Source organism: Pseudomonas sp. B21-019 (genome assembly GCF_024749225.1).
Lineage (GTDB): Bacteria > Pseudomonadota > Gammaproteobacteria > Pseudomonadales > Pseudomonadaceae > Aquipseudomonas.
In genome coordinates this window covers 1258589-1276067 of record NZ_CP087193.1, presented here as the reverse complement: position 1 = coordinate 1276067, position 17479 = coordinate 1258589, and the positions used below count along the sequence as shown (strand labels likewise).

Sequence of the window (17479 nt, the reverse complement as noted above, 5' to 3'; positions counted from 1 at the left end):
GAATCCCCATGGCTTTTACCGATCCGTTCATCCGCCGTCCGGTGCTCGCCACCGTGGTCAGCCTGTTGATTGTACTGCTGGGCTTCCAGGCCTGGAGCAAGTTGCCGCTGCGCCAATACCCGCAAATGGAAAACGCTCTGATCACGGTGACCACCGCTTATCCCGGGGCCAACGCCGAAACCATTCAGGGTTACATCACCCAACCGATGCAGCAGAGCCTGGCCAGCGCCGAGGGCATCGACTACATGACCTCGGTCAGTCGCCAGAACTTCTCGGTGATCTCGATCTACGCGCGCATTGGCTCCAACACCGACCGCCTGTTCACCGAACTGCTGGCCAAGGCCAACGAGGTCAAGAACCAGCTGCCCCAGGACGCCGAGGACCCGGTGCTGAGCAAGGAAGCCGCCGGCGCCTCGGCGCTGATGTACATCAGTTTCTTCAGCAACGAGCTGAGTAACCCGCAGATCACCGACTACCTGTCCCGGGTTATCCAGCCGAAACTGGCGACCCTGCCGGGCATGGCCGAAGCCGAGATTCTCGGCAACCAGGTGTTCGCCATGCGCCTGTGGCTGGACCCGGTGAAGCTCGCCGGTTTCGGCCTGAGCGCCAGCGATGTGACCAACGCCGTGCGCCAGTACAACTTCCTCTCCGCCGCCGGCGAAGTGAAAGGCGAGTACGTGGTCACCAGCATCAACGCCAACACCGAACTCAAATCCGCCGAGGCCTTTGGCGCGATCCCGCTCAAGGTCAGCGGCGACAGTCGTGTGCTGCTGCGGGACGTGGCACGGGTCGAGATGGGCGCGGAAAACTACAACTCCGTCAGTTCCTTCGGCGGCACGCCCTCGGTGTACATCGGCATCAAGGCCACACCTGGCGCCAACCCGCTGGACGTGATCAAGGAAGTGCGCAAGATCATGCCGGACCTGGAGGCCCAGCTGCCGCCGAACCTCAAAGGCGAAATCGCCTACGACGCCACGCTGTTCATCCAGGCCTCCATCGATGAAGTGTTGAAAACCCTGTTTGAAGCAGTGCTGATCGTGATCGTGGTGGTGTTCCTGTTCCTCGGCGCCCTGCGTTCGGTGGTGATCCCGGTGGTCACCATTCCGCTGTCGATGATCGGCGTGATGTTCTTCATGCAGATGATGGGCTACTCGATCAACCTGCTGACCTTGCTGGCGATGGTATTGGCCATCGGGCTGGTGGTGGACGACGCCATTGTGGTGGTGGAAAACATCCACCGCCACATCGAAGAAGGCAAGACGCCACTAGATGCGGCCATCGAGGGTGCCCGGGAAATCGCCATGCCGGTGGTGTCGATGACCATTACTCTGGCGGCGGTTTATGCGCCGATCGGTTTCCTGACCGGCCTGACGGGGGCGCTGTTCAAGGAGTTCGCCCTGACCCTGGCCGGGGCGGTAGTGATCTCCGGCATTGTCGCCCTGACCCTGTCGCCGATGATGTGCGCCTTGTTGCTGCGCCACGATGAAAACCCCAGCGGCCTGGCCCATCGCCTGGACGTGATCTTCGAAGGCCTCAAGCGCCGCTACCAGAGCGTGCTTCACGGCACCCTCAACACCCGGCCGGTAGTGCTGGTGTTTGCGGTGATCGTGCTGTGCCTGATTCCGGTGTTGCTCAAGTTCACCAAGTCGGAACTGGCGCCGGACGAAGACCAGGGCGTGATCTTCATGATGGCCAACTCCCCGCAGACGGCCAACCTCGACTACCTGAACGCCTACACAGACGAGTTCGTCGCGATATTCAAGGCGTTCCCCGAGTACTACTCCTCGTTCCAGATCAACGGCTTCAACGGCGTGCAATCAGGGATCGGCGGCTTCCTGCTCAAACCCTGGAACGAACGCCACCGGACCCAGATGCAGATCCTGCCCGAGGTCCAGAGCAAGCTGGAAAGCATTCCCGGGCTGCAAATCTTCGGCTTCAACCTGCCGTCCCTGCCGGGCACCGGCGAAGGCTTGCCGTTTCAATTCGTGATCAACTCGGCCAATACCTACGAATCGTTGTTGGAGGTGACGGACCGGGTGAAAAAAAGGGCGATGGAATCCGGCAAATTCGCTTTCGTCGACGTCGACCTGGCTTTCGACAAACCCGAAGTGGTGGTGGATATCGATCGCGCCAAGGCCGCGCAGATGGGTGTGTCCATGCAGGACCTGGGCGGGACGCTGGCGACGTTGCTGGGTGAGGCGGAAATCAACCGGTTCACCATCGAAGGTCGCAGCTACAAAGTCATCGCTCAGGTGGAACGGCCCTACCGCGATAACCCTGACTGGCTGAACCATTATTACGTCAGGAACACCAAGGGCGAACTGCTGCCCCTGTCGACCCTGATCACCGTGACCGACCGCGCGCGGCCGCGTCAGTTGAACCAGTTCCAGCAACTCAACTCGGCGATTCTTTCCGGGGTTCCGCTGGTCAGCATGGGGGAAGCCATCGACACCGTGCGCCAAATCGCCCGGGAAGAGGCACCGACGGGTTACGCCGTCGACTATGCCGGTGTCTCACGGCAATACGTTCAAGAAGGCAGCGCGCTGTGGGTCACCTTCGCCCTGGCCTTGGCTATCATCTTCCTGGTGCTGGCGGCCCAGTTCGAAAGCTTCCGCGATCCGCTGGTGATCCTGGTGACTGTGCCGCTGTCGATCTGTGGCGCATTGATCCCGTTGTTCCTCGGCTGGTCGAGCATGAACATCTATACCCAGGTGGGGCTGGTGACGTTGATCGGACTGATCAGCAAGCATGGGATCCTGATCGTCGAGTTCGCCAACCAGTTACGCAAGGAGAAAGGCCTGACACCTCGCGAAGCGGTGGAGGAAGCGGCGGCCATTCGCCTGCGCCCGGTATTGATGACCACGGCGGCAATGGTGTTCGGCATGGTGCCGTTGATCATCGCCACGGGCGCGGGGGCCGTCAGCCGGTTCGACATCGGCACGGTGATCGCAACGGGGATGTCGATCGGGACGCTGTTCACCTTGTTTGTGCTGCCGTGTATTTACACATTGCTGGCCAAACCCGATAAACCTTAACGTCAAAAAGCAAAAGGCCTCGCAACTGCGAGGCCTTTTATTTGGGCTTCAATCTGTTCAACTCTGTGGCCTCAGTCCCTGAGAAAGTCCGAACATGAACAGTAACAAGTCATGATCGGGTTGAGTGGCCACGGGTGCTTTGGCTACCCGGGGCAACGGACAATGTGCGTCGCCGTGCACGGAACTGAGGACCTGCGTGCGGGGCTGCTCCCAGGCAGCCACCGCCAAAGAAGCAACTGCCAAGGCTCCGGCTAAAAACAAACCTCGTGCAATTTCGAGTTTCATTGCAATAAGCCTTTGATAGCGCTGCCAAACGCCTTGTTATAAAAGTAGACGAGTTTTTTCCAGTCTGTATCGCTGAACGACGAGTGGCGACGCCCTTGCTTCAGGTCATGGGGCGCAGCTGCATAGTGCACTGTCATTCTGTTACCTCTTGCGTAATACATAGACCCGCCACATGGCATAGAGCGGTAAAAAATCCATTTGCCCCTGAATATGGAAACCCGCCTGCTCGAACTCCTTTTCAATCGTAGCAGCCGGTAACACAAATCGAGTCTGGTAACCTTCCTGCCCACGCAGCCTCTCGGCGCGCTTGCGTTTCCAGGCCTTGAAATTGCCGTCTACCCACAACGAAACAATCACGCTGTCGCGGGTGACACGCTCGAATTCACGCAGGATGGTCAGTCGTTGCTCGGCTTCACCGATGTGATGGAGCAGACGCATGCAGAAAATGCTGTCGACCGCGTTATCGGGCAAAGCAATGTCGAATGCAGACGTGTGCAAGGGTTGTACCCTTTTGACCACATCGGCGGGTTGCGTGCGCATGGCAGTCTTGAGCATGGACACCGAGTTGTCGGCCCCGATGATGACACGGTTGTGCTTTTCCGCGAGCAACGGCCAGAAACGCCCGGCACCGCAGGGCAAATCGAGGACCAGGCCAGGTTCACCGGCCAACGCCAGGGCCTTTCGCGCCAGGTGTTCATCGCGCCATTGGGACAGCCGGCGACCGAGCCCCACCTGGTGCTTGCGCACATTTTTCTGTGCGGGTTGATCGTCGTATTTTTCGGAGAAGCCGAGCTTTATCGGGCCAGCCATGACTGCAATCTCCTGAGCTTCTGATGACAACCACCTTAAGTTGCGGGGTGTCAGCGTCAGGTCATGCCTTGGTGAAAATTTCGTCAGGTAAAACCCGGAATCATTTCAGGGTTTTACGGAGCCGATTTATTTTTCAACCCATTCATCGCTTTCTCTGACTCAACTCCACCTGGAAGCGACAACCGTTGGGCTCCATGTTCGTCAGGCTGACACTCCAGCCCTGGTTCTCGCAGATCCGTTGCACCAGCGACAGCCCCAGCCCCAAGCCCTCGCCACGCTTTTCGCTGCCGCGCACGAAAGGCTCGAACATCGCCTCGCGTTTTTCTTCGGGAATGCCTACACCACTGTCCTCGACCACGAACCCCGTATCCGTCAGGGCCAGGCGGATAAACCCATGCTCGGTGTAATGCAGCGCATTGCGCAACAGGTTGCCCATCACCGCGTGCAGAAGCGTCGCGTTATAGCGAGTGTCCGGCGGGTTGCCCAACTCGACATTCAACGTCAGGCCCTTGGCTTCGATCGGTTCGCGCCATTGGCAAAGCAGCCCGTCGGCCACCTGACTGAGGCTTTGCTGGGGGCCCATGCTGGCGTCTTCATGCTGAGCGCGGGCCAGCATGAGGAAGGTCTGCACCAACTCGCGCATCTCTGCGCAAGCCCGGGCGATCCGCTCGACCTGGGCACGCCCGCGCTGATCGATGCCGGGGTTTTCCAGCAACAATTCACAGGAACTGGCCAACACCATCAATGGCGTGCGCAGTTCGTGGCTGACGTCACTGGTGAACAATCGCTCACGGGTCAACGCCTGACGCAAGCGCCCGAGGGTGGCGTCGAAGGCCACGGCCAGCTCGCCCACTTCATCGGCGGCATAATCCGGCGCCAGTGGCGGTGCCAGGCCCAACAGCTGATCGCGATGGCGCACCTGGCGGGCCAGTCGTACCACCGGCGCCATCACCTTGCGCGCCAGCACCCAGCCCAGAAATACCGCCAGCGCCAGGCTCAGCACGAACCCCACCAGCACTACGGCAAACAGCACCCGTTCACGCTCTTCGAAATCGCTCTGGTCCTGCAACAGCACGTAGCGCCGTCCGTCGACGATTTCGACCATGGCGTGATACGACAGATGGTCGCGAAAGACTTCATGAAAACCCGAGTCCAGGTGCCGCAAATCCTTGGGTAACTCAAAGTCGCCCGGCCCGCCGCTGAAATAGAACAACTGATCCGGCTCGGGGCGGTGGCTCCAGTCTGTCACGCTGTCCATCAGCAACAGGCGTTGCAAATCGCCACCCAGGCCTGACGAAATCAGTTTCTCCTCCACCAGGTGCACGGTCGCGATGATGCCTATCGCGAAGGCTCCCGCGACCAATGCGCTCATCAATGCAAAGGCGATGATGATCCGTTGCGAAAGGCTCTGCTTAAACTCCATCACGGCCCTCGGCCAAGCGATAACCGACGCCGTGCACCGTGTGCAGCAAGGGTTTGGCGAACGGCTTGTCGATCACCTGGCGCAATTGATGGACGTGGCTGCGCAGGCTGTCGCTGTCCGGGCAGTCGTCGCCCCACAGGGCCTCTTCGAGAATTTCCCGACGCAGCACGTGCGGGCTTTTCTGCATCAATACCGCCAGCAGCTTCAGGCCCACCGGGTTGAGTTTCAACAGACGGCCTTCGCGCGTCACCTCCAGGGTATCGAGGTCGTAGCTCAGATCGCCGACCTGCAAGGCACGGCGACCGCCACCCTGGGCACGGCGCATGACCGCCTCGATGCGCGCCGCCAGTTCTGACAGGGCAAAGGGTTTGATCAAGTAATCGTCGGCGCCGGATTTGAAGCCTTGCAGACGGTCGTCCAGTTGATCGCGCGCAGTGAGCATGATCACCGGCGTATCACGGCGGGCGTCTTCGCGCAGGCGTTTGCACAGGGTGTAGCCATCGATACCGGGCAGCATGATATCGAGTACGATCAAGTCGTAATGCTCGGTGGCCGCCAGGTGCAAGCCAGATAAACCGTCCTGCGCGCAATCCACGGTGTAACCTTTGAGCCCCAGATAATCGGCCAGGTTGGCCAGGATATCGCGGTTGTCTTCAACCAATAGAATTCGCATCGGCACCTCCTCCGTATACAGTAACGGCCGTCTTGGCCCGCGCAGCTTAAGGCCAAGTGTGACTCAGGGCTAGGGCGGCCGGTCGTAGAATCGATGCGCTCAACCAAATAATGGTGCTAACAAGTTTTTCACTGTCGGTTCACAACCCGACTACAGCGTTCAAGAGAAACTTTCGCGCGATTGATATAGGGAATGTAGATAATGGATTGTTTGAAGACGGCGCCAATGCGCTTTCTGCTACTGGTAACCGGTTCCTGGCTGGTCATTTTTCTCCTGACCCGAAGCGTTCTCCTCCTCACTCACCTGGATGAGGCAGGCAGCGGGCTCCTGTCCGTGTTTGGCATCGGCCTGCTTTATGACCTGGGTTTCATTGCCTACGCGGCGCTGCCCATGGGCCTCTATCTGCTGCTATGCCCGCCGGCCTTGTGGCGCCGCCGTGGCCATCGCTGGTTCCTTCAGGGCCTGCTGACCGTCAGCCTGTTCGCCATGCTGTTCACGTCGGCGGCCGAATGGCTGTTCTGGGATGAGTTCGGTGTGCGTTTCAACTTCATCGCCGTCGATTACCTGGTCTACTCCGATGAGGTGCTGAATAACCTGCTGGAGTCGTACCCGATCGGCAAGCTGCTGAGCCTGCTCGCGGTGCTGGCCGTAGTCCTGAGCTTTGCGCTGCGCAAATCCTTCAACGCTGCGCTGGATGCACCATTGCCTGCCATGCGCGGGCGTCTGCTGAATGCGCTCGGCCTGCTGATCGTCGCGGGCCTGAGCGCGCAACTGCTCAGCCAGGATGCGCCACGCGCTCAGGGCGGCAATGCCTATCAGAACGAACTGGCGAGCAATGGCCCGTACCAGTTCTTCGCCGCCTTTCGCAATAACGAACTGGATTACCCGCAGTTCTACAGCACCCTGCCGACCTCCGTCGTCGCGCAACAGATTCGCGCTGAACTGACCGAGCCCAATGCTCGCTTCATCGGCGAGGATCCACAGGACATCCGCCGGATGATCGATAATCCCGGCACCGAACGAAAACCCAACATTGTGCTGGTCACCATCGAAAGCTTCAGTGCCAAGTACATGGGCAGCAATGGCGACGATCGCAACCTGACACCAAACCTCGATGCCTTGCGCAAACAAAGCCTGTACTTCAGTAATTTCTACGCCACCGGCACCCGCACCGATCGCGGCCTGGAGGCCATCACCCTGGCCATTCCACCGACGCCGGGGCGCTCGATCGTCAAGCGCGTGGGTCGTGAAAGCGGTTTCGCCAGCCTCGGCCAGCAACTCAGCGCCGTGGGTTACGACAGCGTATTCGTGTATGGCGGGCGCGGTTACTTCGACAACATGAACGCGTTCTTCAGCGGCAACGGCTATCGCGTCGTCGACCAGAGCAGCGTCGATGAATCAGAGATTCACTTCAAGAACGCCTGGGGAATGGCTGACGAAGACCTCTATAACCAGACCCTGAAACTGGCCGACGCCGACTATGCCAAACAACAGCCGTTTCTGCTGCAGCTGATGACCACCTCCAACCATCGCCCCTATACCTACCCGGATAACCGGATCGATATCAAATCCGGTAACGGACGCGACGGTGCGGTGAAGTACACCGACTTCGCCATTGGTCAGTTCCTTGATCAGGCGCGCAAAAAACCCTGGTTCGATAATACAATCTTCGTCTTCGTTGCCGATCACACGGCTGGCAGCGCTGGCAAAGAAGACTTGCCGATCAGCAACTATCAGATTCCGCTGTTCATCTATGCACCGAAGCTGATCGACGCTCGGGAAACCGCACAGCTGGCCAGTCAGATCGACCTTGCGCCAACGTTGCTCGGGCTGCTGAACCTGGATTACCAGTCGACGTTCTTCGGTCGCAACCTGTTGCAGGACAATCCACTGCCGCCGCGAGTGGTGGTTGGCAACTATCAACATCTGGGCTTGTTCGACGGCAAGGATTTAGCGATCCTGAGCCCGCGTGAGGGTCTGCGTCGCCACGACGATGCACTGACCGACAGTCGCGAATCACGGGCCACCACCGTTGATCCGTTGATCACCCGCGCAATCACTTATTACCAAACTGCCAGTCATGGCTTCAAGCAACAGCTGCTCGGCTGGAAAGCGCCCACGGAGGGCAGCCGCCAAGTCAGCGACCGTTAACCGAATGGCCCCGGGCTGATGCCCCGGGGTTTTTCCATTCATCAGGATCCACCATGTCATCAACCGCTGTCCGTCCCATCTCCCGCCCGCTCAACTTCTGGCTGTATCTGGGAGTGCCCGCCATTGCGGCGATCACCCTGCTGCTGCTCGAATTGACGTCCCTGGACATGGACCTTGCCAAGCTGTTCTATGATCCGGTCGCCGGTGCATTCATCGGGCGCCACAGTTATTTCCTGGAAGACATCCTGCATGACCGGGCAAAGCAAGTGGTCATTGCCTTTTCGGTGTTCTCGATCCTGGGCTTTGTCGGCTCCTTTTTCATTGAAAGGCTCAAACCGTTCAAACGTGAAATGGGTTGCCTGGTGTTGTCTCTGGCGCTGTCAACCTCCTTTGTCACTCCGCTCAAAGCGGCAACGGCGGTGCAATGCCCATGGAGCCTGGAACAATTCGGCGGGCACGAAACCTACAGCGAACTGCTGAGCCCTCGCCCGCATACCGACAAGCCAGGCCGCTGCTGGCCAGGTGGTCATGCGGCGACCGGTTTCACCCTGTTTGCGTTGTTCTTTGTGTTGCGTGACCGACGCCCACGGCTGGCACGCTATGCGTTTATCTTCGCTTTCACGTTGGGCTCGGTGTTTTCCATCGGCCGGATGATGCAGGGCGCGCACTTCTTCTCGCACAACGTGTGGACGGCGGTTTTCTGCTGGCTGTTTTGCCTGGGGGCGTACTACTACATCCTGTACCGGCCAGCCTCCAAGATTGAACAGGCAAACGAGGCAAAACCGGTCAGCGCCTGAACCGACGCCATCGCGGGCAAGCCCCGCGCCCACAGGTTTACGCAATCCACTGTGGGATCGTGGCTTGCCCGCGATGGATGGCCGCGACGCGATCTGCGGACCTACCAAAATGAAGGCAATAAAAAGCCCCGCCTGCTCAACGCAGGCGGGGCTTTTTTATAGGGGTAAGGCTGGCTTACATCATGCCGCCCATGCCGCCCATACCGCCCATGTCTGGCATACCGCCGCCAGCTGCGCCGTCTTTCTTCGGTGCTTCGGCAACAGCGGCCTCGGTGGTCAGGATCAGACCGCCAATCGAGGATGCAGCTTGCAGAGCCGAACGGGTTACCTTGGTTGGGTCCAGGATGCCCATTTCGATCATGTCGCCGTATTCGCTGGTGGCAGCGTTGTAACCGAAGTTACCTGCACCCTGCTTGACCTTGTCGACAACCACGCTTGGCTCGTCGCCGGAGTTGGCAACGATCTGACGCAGTGGCGCTTCGACCGCACGACGCAGAACTGCGATACCGACGTCCTGATCGGCGTTGTCGCCTTTCAGTTCGCTGATGGCTTGCAGGGCACGGATCAGTGCCACGCCGCCGCCAGGTACCACGCCTTCTTCAACGGCTGCACGGGTAGCGTGCAGGGCGTCTTCAACGCGGGCTTTCTTCTCTTTCATTTCAACTTCGGAGCCAGCGCCAACCTTGATCACTGCAACGCCGCCGGACAGTTTGGCCAGGCGCTCTTGCAGTTTTTCACGGTCGTAGTCGGACGAAGTGTCGGCCACTTGTTGACGGATCTGGGTCACGCGAGCCTGGATGTCAGCCTCAACGCCGGCGCCGTCGATCACGGTGGTGTTTTCTTTGGACAGGATCACGCGCTTGGCATTACCCAGGTGTTCCAGGGTAGTGCTTTCCAGGCTCAGACCGATCTCTTCGGAGATCACGGTACCGCCGGTCAGAACAGCGATGTCCTGCAGCATGGCCTTGCGACGGTCGCCGAAGCCTGGAGCCTTGACGGCTGCGACTTTAACGATGCCACGCATGTTGTTCACAACCAGAGTCGCCAAGGCTTCGCCTTCAACGTCTTCGGCCACGATCAGCAGTGGACGGCCGGCTTTGGCAACGGCTTCCAGTACTGGCAGCATTTCGCGGATGTTCGAGATCTTTTTGTCGACCAGCAGGATCAGCGGACCGTCCAGCTCGGCAGTCATGGTCTCTGGCTTGTTGACGAAGTACGGGGACAGGTAGCCACGGTCGAACTGCATGCCTTCAACAACCGACAGTTCGTTTTCCAGGCCCGAGCCTTCTTCAACGGTGATCACGCCTTCTTTACCGACTTTTTCCATGGCTTCGGCAATGATGTCGCCGATGGAGTTGTCGGAGTTGGCCGAGATGGTACCTACCTGAGCGATTGCCTTGGTGTCAGCGCAAGGCTTGGACAGGTTCTTCAGCTCTTTGACGATAGCGATGGTCGCTTTGTCGATACCGCGCTTCAGGTCCATCGGGTTCATGCCGGCAGCGACGGCTTTCAGGCCTTCGTTGACGATCGACTGAGCCAGAACGGTAGCGGTGGTGGTGCCATCGCCTGCGTCATCGTTGGCACGGGAGGCAACGTCTTTGACCAGCTGCGCGCCCATGTTTTCGAAGCGGTCTTCGAGTTCGATTTCTTTGGCTACGGAAACGCCGTCCTTGGTGATGGTCGGAGCGCCGAAGCTCTTCTCGATGATCACGTTACGGCCTTTCGGGCCCAGGGTCGCTTTTACTGCGTCAGCCAGAACGTTGACACCGGTGAGCATCTTCTTGCGGGCGGAGTCGCCGAATTTAACTTCTTTAGCAGCCATGATCGATATTCCTTAAATACTTTGTAGTAGCGGGAAAATGAGCGGGGAATCAGCCTTCGACAACAGCGAGAATCTCGTTCTCAGCCATGATCACCAGGTCTTCGCCATCGACTTTCACTGTGTTGCTGCCGGAGTACGGGCCGAACACCACCTTGTCACCCACTTTCACGGACAGTGCACGCACTTCGCCGTTGTCCAGCACTTTGCCTGGGCCTACAGCTAGGACTTCACCCTGGTTTGGCTTCTCAGCAGCCGAACCTGGCAGGACGATACCGCCAGCGGTTTTCTTTTCTTCTTCGCTGCGACGGATAACGACGCGGTCATGCAGAGGACGAAGCTTCATTGTCGATCTCTCCTAATTGTGGTTTTCATCGGCCGGTGTAGTCCCGGCGGGTTTAACAAATCCGGCGGCGCCGGGTGCGGTTCGTCGAGCGAACCGCGGAAGTCTGTCTGGCGCAATTGCCAGAAACCTTGCGGTGACCGTTACATAAGGGCGCGCGAGCCTATTTCAAGGGCCGTGAGCGAAATTTTTACGTCGATACCCTGAAAATGAACACGGCACCCAAAGGTGCCGTGTCGATGGACATGTTACTTGGAGTCGCGGTGTTCGAACTCGCCTTCGATCACGTTAGGCTCACGGCCCAACGGCTGACGTGGGGCAGGACCGCCCCGCGGCTGAAGGTCATCGGCAAACGCACGCTGGCGCATCGCTTGTTCCTCGGCGCGCTGGCGCATTTTATTGGCCAGCAGTCGACGAGAGATCGGCAGCAACATAATCAGACCCAGCACGTCGGTGACGAAGCCCGGCAGAATCAACAGACCACCCGCCAGGGCCAGCATCAGGCCTTCGAGCATGGTCTGGGCCGGCAACTCGCCGCGGCTCAGGCTTTCACGAGCGCGCAGCGCAGTAGCCAGACCGGCGATACGCAGCACGAATACGCCGAGCATCGAGCCGAGAATGATCAGTAGCAGGGCCGGGAAAAACCCGATCGCCCCGCTGACCTTGACGAATACGAACAGCTCCAACACCGGAAACAGTACAAAGAGCAACAAAAAAGGGCGCATCAAATGGTTCCTCAACGCAAGTAAGCCTTGCCAGTGTTCCTTAGATGACGTCGCCGTTTCGTGAATTCAAGCATCGACCACTTGATTTTTCGGCCAATGCTCGGCGTGAGCCAGGAAAACCAAGGCTTCCCGGACTTGTGTCGGCGTATTACAAGGCGCTTGAAACGGCAGCCAGTGGAGCCCCTGGCCGATGCGCAAGTGCATGCCTTCGCTGTCGATGCCGACCAATTGCGCCGGCACGGTTTTCGGCAGGCCCGCCAAGTCGACATAGTGGGCGATGGCTTTGGCGTGATCGGCATTCATGTGCTCGACCATGCTCACTTCGGCCTTGCCGGCGAACGGGTTGGCGAGGGTCAGTTGGTCGACCCAGTGAATCGCGCCGAAGCCGCCGATGTAACGGTGGCGTACCGGTTTGAGCACCCAGAAATCGAAATCGTGGGCCTTGTGATAGTTCTGCGATTCCGGGAAATAGCGGTAGTAACGCTCGGCTGCCGCTTCGATGGCTGCGGTGTCCTCGAGTTTTTCCCCTTCGGCCAGGTAGGTCAGCCGACCAACGGCTTGCACGTCTTCGGCCTCGCGTTCACCCACCAGCAGCGAACATTTCGGATCCTTCAGCAGGTTGTGAGTGTGCTGAGCGATGCGGCTGATAAGGATCAGCGGCCGGCCCTGTTCGTCCAGACAGTACGGAACCACGGAGCCAAACGGGAAACCGGGCATCGCTTTGGAGTGCGTAGAGAGCACTCCACGGTATTCCTTGAGAAGCAACTCTCGGGCGTTCTTAGCAACTTTAATGCTCAATTTATGACTCCTTATGTAGAATCCGTCGAAAACGGACGGACAACTGGGCTAAAGTTCCCAGGACGCCATCGGGCAGTTCTCATGTGCGGCCGGCCCGCGCAAGAGAGGCCTACAAGAAATCCACTCTGACCAGCTAACGGGGGCATGCGAATGCAACTCACTGACAAAGTAATCATTATCACCGGCGGTTGCCAGGGTTTAGGCCGTTCCATGGCCGAGTATCTTGCAGGTCGTGGCGCGAAGCTGGCCCTGGTGGACCTGAACCAGGAAAAACTCGACGCCGCCGTCGCCGCTTGCAAGGCCAAGGGTGTCGAGGCCCGTGCCTACTTGTGCAACGTCGCCGATGAAGAGCAAGTGACCCACATGGTCAGCCAGGTGGCCGACGATTTCGGCGCGATCCATGGCCTGATCAACAACGCCGGCATTTTGCGCGACGGCCTGTTGCTGAAGGTCAAGGACGGCGAAATGACCAAGATGAGCCTGGCCCAATGGCAGGCGGTAATCGACGTCAACCTGACCGGCGTGTTCCTGTGCACCCGTGAAGTCGCGGCAAAAATGGTCGAGCTGAACAACAGCGGCGCGATCATCAATATCTCGTCGATCTCACGCGCCGGCAATATCGGCCAGACCAACTACTCCGCCGCCAAGGCCGGTGTCGCTGCGGCGACCGTGACCTGGGCCAAGGAACTGGCGCGCTACGGGATTCGCGTGGCGGGCATTGCGCCGGGCTTCATCGAAACTGAAATGACCCTGAGCATGAAACCTGAAGCGCTGGAAAAAATGACTTCCGGGATTCCGCTCAAGCGCATGGGCAAACCCGAAGAGATCGCCCAGTCGGCGGCCTACATTTTCGAGAATGACTACTACACCGGTCGGATTCTGGAGCTGGATGGCGGGTTGCGTATCTAAAGCAAGATCAAAAGATCGCAGCCTCGCTTCGCTCGACAGCTCCTACAAATGGATTGGCTTACACCTGTAGGAGCTGTCGAGCGAAGCGAGGCTGCGATCTCTTTTCAGCGATTTAATCGTCGCTGACGGTAATGTTCGGCATCGCCGGCGTCGCAGCTTCCTGCAACACAATCCGCGCGCCGACATGGCGGGCCAGTTCCTGGTAAACCATCGCAATCTGGCTGTCAGGCTCGGCGATCACCGTTGGCTTGCCGCCATCGGCCTGTTCGCGGATCAGCATCGACAGCGGCAACGAAGCCAACAGTTCGACGCCGTACTGGTTGGCCAGCTTCACACCCCCGCCCTCACCGAACAAATGCTCGGCATGCCCGCAGTTGGAGCAGATGTGCACGGCCATGTTTTCGACCACGCCCAGCACCGGGATGTTGACCTTGCGGAACATTTCCACGCCCTTGCGCGCATCCAGCAATGCCAGATCCTGCGGGGTGGTCACGATCACCGCACCGGCCACCGGGACTTTTTGCGCCAGGGTCAACTGGATGTCGCCGGTGCCTGGCGGCATGTCGATGACCAGGTAATCCAGGTCGCCCCAGGCCGTTTGCGTGACCAGTTGCAACAAGGCGCCGGACACCATCGGCCCACGCCAGACCATCGGCGTGTTGTCGTCGGTCAGGAAGGCCATGGACATCACTTCGACGCCATGGGACTCGATCGGAATGAACCATTTCTGATCCTTGACCTGAGGACGGGTGCCTTCAGGGATGCCGAACATGATGCCCTGGCTCGGACCGTAGATGTCCGCGTCGAGAATCCCCACTTTGGCACCTTCACGAGCCAACGCCAGCGCCAGGTTGGCGGCCGTGGTGGATTTGCCCACGCCTCCCTTTCCAGACGCCACGGCCACCACGTTTTTGACGTTGGCCAACCCCGGAATCTGTGCCTGGGCCTTGTGCGCGGCAATCACGCTGGTGATCTCGACACGGGCAGTGACCACGCCATCCAGGCCCTCGATGGCCATCTGCAACAACTGCGCCCAGCCACTCTTGAACAGACCGGCGGCGTAACCCAGCTCCAGCTGGACGCTGACGCGATCGCCCTGAATATCGATGCTGCGCACGCACCCGGCGCTGACCGGGTCCTGGTTCAGGTAAGGGTCGGTATATTGGCGAAGGACGGCTTCCACCGCTGCGCGATTGACGGCGCTCATGGGCAACTCCGATAGCAAGACTGGAAAATCAGGCGGGTATCCTACGCCGGACACACATTTGTGGCGAACAGAATACCGCAGCGAGATAGCTTACCTGTGGCGAGGGGGCTTGCCCCCGTTGGGGCGCGAAGCGGCCCTAAGTGTTTTTTGCCTGGAATACCATGCTGACTTGCTTTACGACGGCTGCGCCGCCGAACGGGGGCAAGCCCCCTCGCCACAGGTTATGGCAGTCGATGCATCCGGAAACAGGCCCGAAGGGTGAAAAATATGCGCCGGCGCTTTATAGTGGCCGACCTCCGTTTCATCAAGTAGCCGAGCCCCATGTCCGAGCCACGCAAGATCCTCGTCACCAGCGCCCTGCCCTATGCCAATGGTTCGATCCACCTCGGCCATATGCTGGAATACATCCAGACCGATATGTGGGTGCGCTTCCAGAAGCATCGCGGTAACCACTGCATTTATGTCTGCGCCGACGACGCCCACGGTTCGGCCATCATGCTGCGCGCAGAAAAGGAAGGCATCACCCCGGAACAACTGATCGCCAACGTCCAGGCTGAACACAGCGCCGACTTTGCCGAGTTCCTGGTGGACTTCGACAACTTCCACTCCACTCACGCCGAAGAAAACCGTGAGCTGTCGAGCCAGATCTACCTGAAGCTGCGCGACGCCGGGCACATCGCCACGCGCTCGATCACGCAGTACTTCGACCCGGAAAAGAAAATGTTCCTGGCCGACCGCTTCATCAAGGGCACCTGCCCGAAATGCGGCACCGAAGACCAGTACGGCGACAACTGCGAAAAATGCGGTGCAACCTACGCGCCGACCGACCTCAAGGATCCGAAGTCGGCAATCTCCGGCGCCACGCCGGTGCTCAAGGATTCCCAGCACTTCTTCTTCAAGCTGCCGGACTTCCAGGAAATGCTGCAAGCCTGGACCCGCAGCGGCACCTTGCAAGATGCCGTGGCCAACAAGATCGCCGAATGGCTGGACGCCGGCCTGCAACAGTGGGACATCTCCCGCGATGCGCCGTACTTCGGCTTCGAAATTCCCGATGAGCCGGGCAAGTACTTCTACGTGTGGCTGGACGCGCCGATCGGCTACATGGCCAGCTTCAAGAACCTGTGCAACCGTACGCCTGCACTTGATTTCGACGCGTTCTGGGGCAAGGACTCCACCGCCGAGCTGTACCACTTCATCGGCAAGGACATCGTCAACTTCCACGCCCTGTTCTGGCCAGCGATGCTCGAAGGTGCCGGTTTCCGTAAACCGACCGGCATCAACGTGCACGGCTACCTGACCGTCAACGGCCAGAAGATGTCCAAGTCCCGTGGCACCTTCATCAAGGCCCGAACCTATCTGGATCACCTGTCGCCGGAATACCTGCGCTACTACTATGCGGCCAAGCTGAGCCGTGGCGTCGATGACCTGGACCTGAACCTCGAAGACTTCGTGCAGAAGGTCAACTCCGACCTGGTCGGCAAAGTCGTCAACATCGCCAGCCGTTGCGCCGGTTTCATCAACAAAGGCAACGCTGGCGTGCTGGTGGCCGGCAACGCCGCACCGGAGCTGACCGAAGCGTTCCTGGCCGCAGCACCGAGCATCGCCGAAGCCTACGAGGCGCGTGACTTCGCCCGGGCCATGCGCGAAATCATGGGCCTGGCCGACCGTGCCAACGCCTGGATCGCCGACAAGGCACCGTGGTCGCTGAACAAACAGGAAGGCAAGCAGGATGAAGTCCAGGCCATTTGCGCCCTGGGCATCAACCTGTTCCGCCAACTGGTGATTTTCCTCAAGCCGGTGCTGCCACTGCTGGCCGCCGATGCCGAGGCGTTCCTGAACGTCGCACCGCTGACCTGGAACGACCACGCCACCTTGCTCAGCAACCATCAGCTGAACGAGTTCAAACCGTTGATGACCCGCATCGACCCGGTAAAAGTGCAAGCCATGACCGACGCCTCGAAAGAAGACCTGACCGCCAGCCAGACCGACACCGGCGAAGCTGCCGCACCTCAAGGTAACGGCGAACTGGCCAAGGATCCGCTGTCGCCGGAGATCGAATTCGATACCTTTGCCGCGGTCGACCTGCGCGTCGCCCTGATCCTCAAGGCCGAAGCCGTCGAAGGGGCCGACAAACTGCTGCGCCTGACCCTGGACATCGGTGACGAGCAACGCAACGTGCTCTCCGGCATCAAGAGCGCCTACCCGGACCCGGCCAAGCTTGAAGGTCGCCTGACCATGATGATTGCCAACCTCAAGCCGCGCAAAATGAAATTCGGGATCTCCGAAGGCATGGTGATGGCAGCCGGCCCTGGCGGTGAAGAAATCTACCTGCTGAGCCCCGACAGCGGCGCCAAGCCAGGTCAGCGCATCAAGTAAGGTCCTGCGCTAAACCGATCCCACAGTCGTGCCCGGCGCGACTGTGGGATTTTCATATCTGGCCCACCCTCCTTCCTTGCCGGATAATGCCTAATCTCTTTTTAGAGAGTTCTTTTTAGAGAGCCCTT

At 59.3% G+C, this 17479-nt stretch carries 15 protein-coding genes; 5 read left to right on the top strand and 10 right to left on the bottom strand.

What is annotated here, in order from left to right; all coding sequences use genetic code 11:
- Window positions 1-8: 8 nt before the first annotated feature.
- On the top strand, window positions 9-3035 hold the full coding sequence (locus LOY36_RS05585; RefSeq protein WP_258672533.1) for a multidrug efflux RND transporter permease subunit: 3027 nt from the start codon (window positions 9-11) through the stop codon (window positions 3033-3035).
- 57 nt (window positions 3036-3092) lie between these two features.
- Here the strand turns inward: LOY36_RS05585 and LOY36_RS05580 are convergent, their stop codons facing one another.
- From LOY36_RS05580 to colR, 5 genes are all read right to left on the bottom strand, one after another.
- On the bottom strand, window positions 3093-3320 hold the full coding sequence (locus LOY36_RS05580) for a hypothetical protein (protein WP_026331876.1): 228 nt from the start codon (window positions 3318-3320) through the stop codon (window positions 3093-3095).
- Window positions 3317-3457, bottom strand: coding sequence for a hypothetical protein (locus LOY36_RS05575; protein ID WP_408981132.1), 141 nt, complete (start codon window positions 3455-3457; stop codon window positions 3317-3319). Before LOY36_RS05575 ends, LOY36_RS05580 begins: the two co-directional genes overlap by 4 nt.
- A gap of 4 nt (window positions 3458-3461) precedes the next feature.
- Window positions 3462-4130: a class I SAM-dependent methyltransferase gene (locus LOY36_RS05570; protein WP_018926583.1), complete on the bottom strand. Its 669-nt coding sequence runs from the start codon at window positions 4128-4130 to the stop codon at window positions 3462-3464.
- A gap of 142 nt (window positions 4131-4272) precedes the next feature.
- Window positions 4273-5553 (bottom strand): HAMP domain-containing sensor histidine kinase, encoded by a 1281-nt coding sequence (locus LOY36_RS05565; protein ID WP_019651374.1) that lies wholly within the window; start codon window positions 5551-5553, stop codon window positions 4273-4275.
- On the bottom strand, window positions 5543-6226 hold the full coding sequence (colR, locus tag LOY36_RS05560) for a two-component system response regulator ColR (RefSeq protein ID WP_007938890.1): 684 nt from the start codon (window positions 6224-6226) through the stop codon (window positions 5543-5545). The genes LOY36_RS05565 and colR overlap by 11 nt, the downstream gene beginning before the upstream one ends.
- A 201-nt stretch (window positions 6227-6427) precedes the next feature.
- Here colR and LOY36_RS05555 point away from each other — a divergent pair, with 201 nt between their 5' ends.
- On the top strand, window positions 6428-8377 hold the full coding sequence (locus tag LOY36_RS05555) for an LTA synthase family protein (protein WP_258672531.1): 1950 nt from the start codon (window positions 6428-6430) through the stop codon (window positions 8375-8377).
- Between the two features lie 53 nt (window positions 8378-8430).
- Window positions 8431-9174 carry a phosphatase PAP2 family protein gene (locus LOY36_RS05550; protein ID WP_019651372.1) on the top strand — a complete coding sequence of 248 codons (744 nt, stop codon included), beginning with the start codon at window positions 8431-8433 and terminating at the stop codon, window positions 9172-9174.
- Window positions 9175-9349: 175 nt separating this feature from the next.
- Here LOY36_RS05550 and groL read toward each other — a convergent pair whose 3' ends face one another.
- The 4 genes from groL to LOY36_RS05530 form a co-directional block, all read right to left on the bottom strand.
- The gene (groL, locus tag LOY36_RS05545) at window positions 9350-10996 is read right to left on the bottom strand and encodes a chaperonin GroEL (protein WP_019651371.1); all 1647 of its coding nucleotides are present in this window, start codon (window positions 10994-10996) and stop codon (window positions 9350-9352) included.
- A 49-nt stretch (window positions 10997-11045) separates the two neighbouring features.
- On the bottom strand, window positions 11046-11339 hold the full coding sequence (locus LOY36_RS05540) for a co-chaperone GroES (protein WP_018926588.1): 294 nt from the start codon (window positions 11337-11339) through the stop codon (window positions 11046-11048).
- A 245-nt stretch (window positions 11340-11584) separates the two neighbouring features.
- Window positions 11585-12061: an FxsA family protein gene (locus LOY36_RS05535; protein WP_019651370.1), complete on the bottom strand. Its 477-nt coding sequence runs from the start codon at window positions 12059-12061 to the stop codon at window positions 11585-11587.
- A gap of 66 nt (window positions 12062-12127) precedes the next feature.
- Window positions 12128-12859, bottom strand: a complete 732-nt coding sequence (locus tag LOY36_RS05530; protein ID WP_258672526.1) for a HugZ family protein — start codon at window positions 12857-12859, stop codon at window positions 12128-12130.
- Between the two features lie 150 nt (window positions 12860-13009).
- Here LOY36_RS05530 and LOY36_RS05525 point away from each other — a divergent pair, with 150 nt between their 5' ends.
- Window positions 13010-13768, top strand: coding sequence for an SDR family oxidoreductase (locus LOY36_RS05525; RefSeq protein ID WP_018926591.1), 759 nt, complete (start codon window positions 13010-13012; stop codon window positions 13766-13768).
- Between the two features lie 112 nt (window positions 13769-13880).
- Here the strand turns inward: LOY36_RS05525 and apbC are convergent, their stop codons facing one another.
- A complete protein-coding gene (gene apbC / locus LOY36_RS05520; protein WP_018926592.1) occupies window positions 13881-14975 on the bottom strand; it encodes an iron-sulfur cluster carrier protein ApbC in 1095 nt (364 codons plus the stop codon).
- A 321-nt stretch (window positions 14976-15296) separates the two neighbouring features.
- Between apbC and metG the strand changes: the two genes are divergently transcribed.
- A complete protein-coding gene (gene metG, locus LOY36_RS05515; RefSeq protein WP_258672524.1) occupies window positions 15297-17351 on the top strand; it encodes a methionine--tRNA ligase in 2055 nt (684 codons plus the stop codon).
- Window positions 17352-17479: the final 128 nt, after the last annotated feature.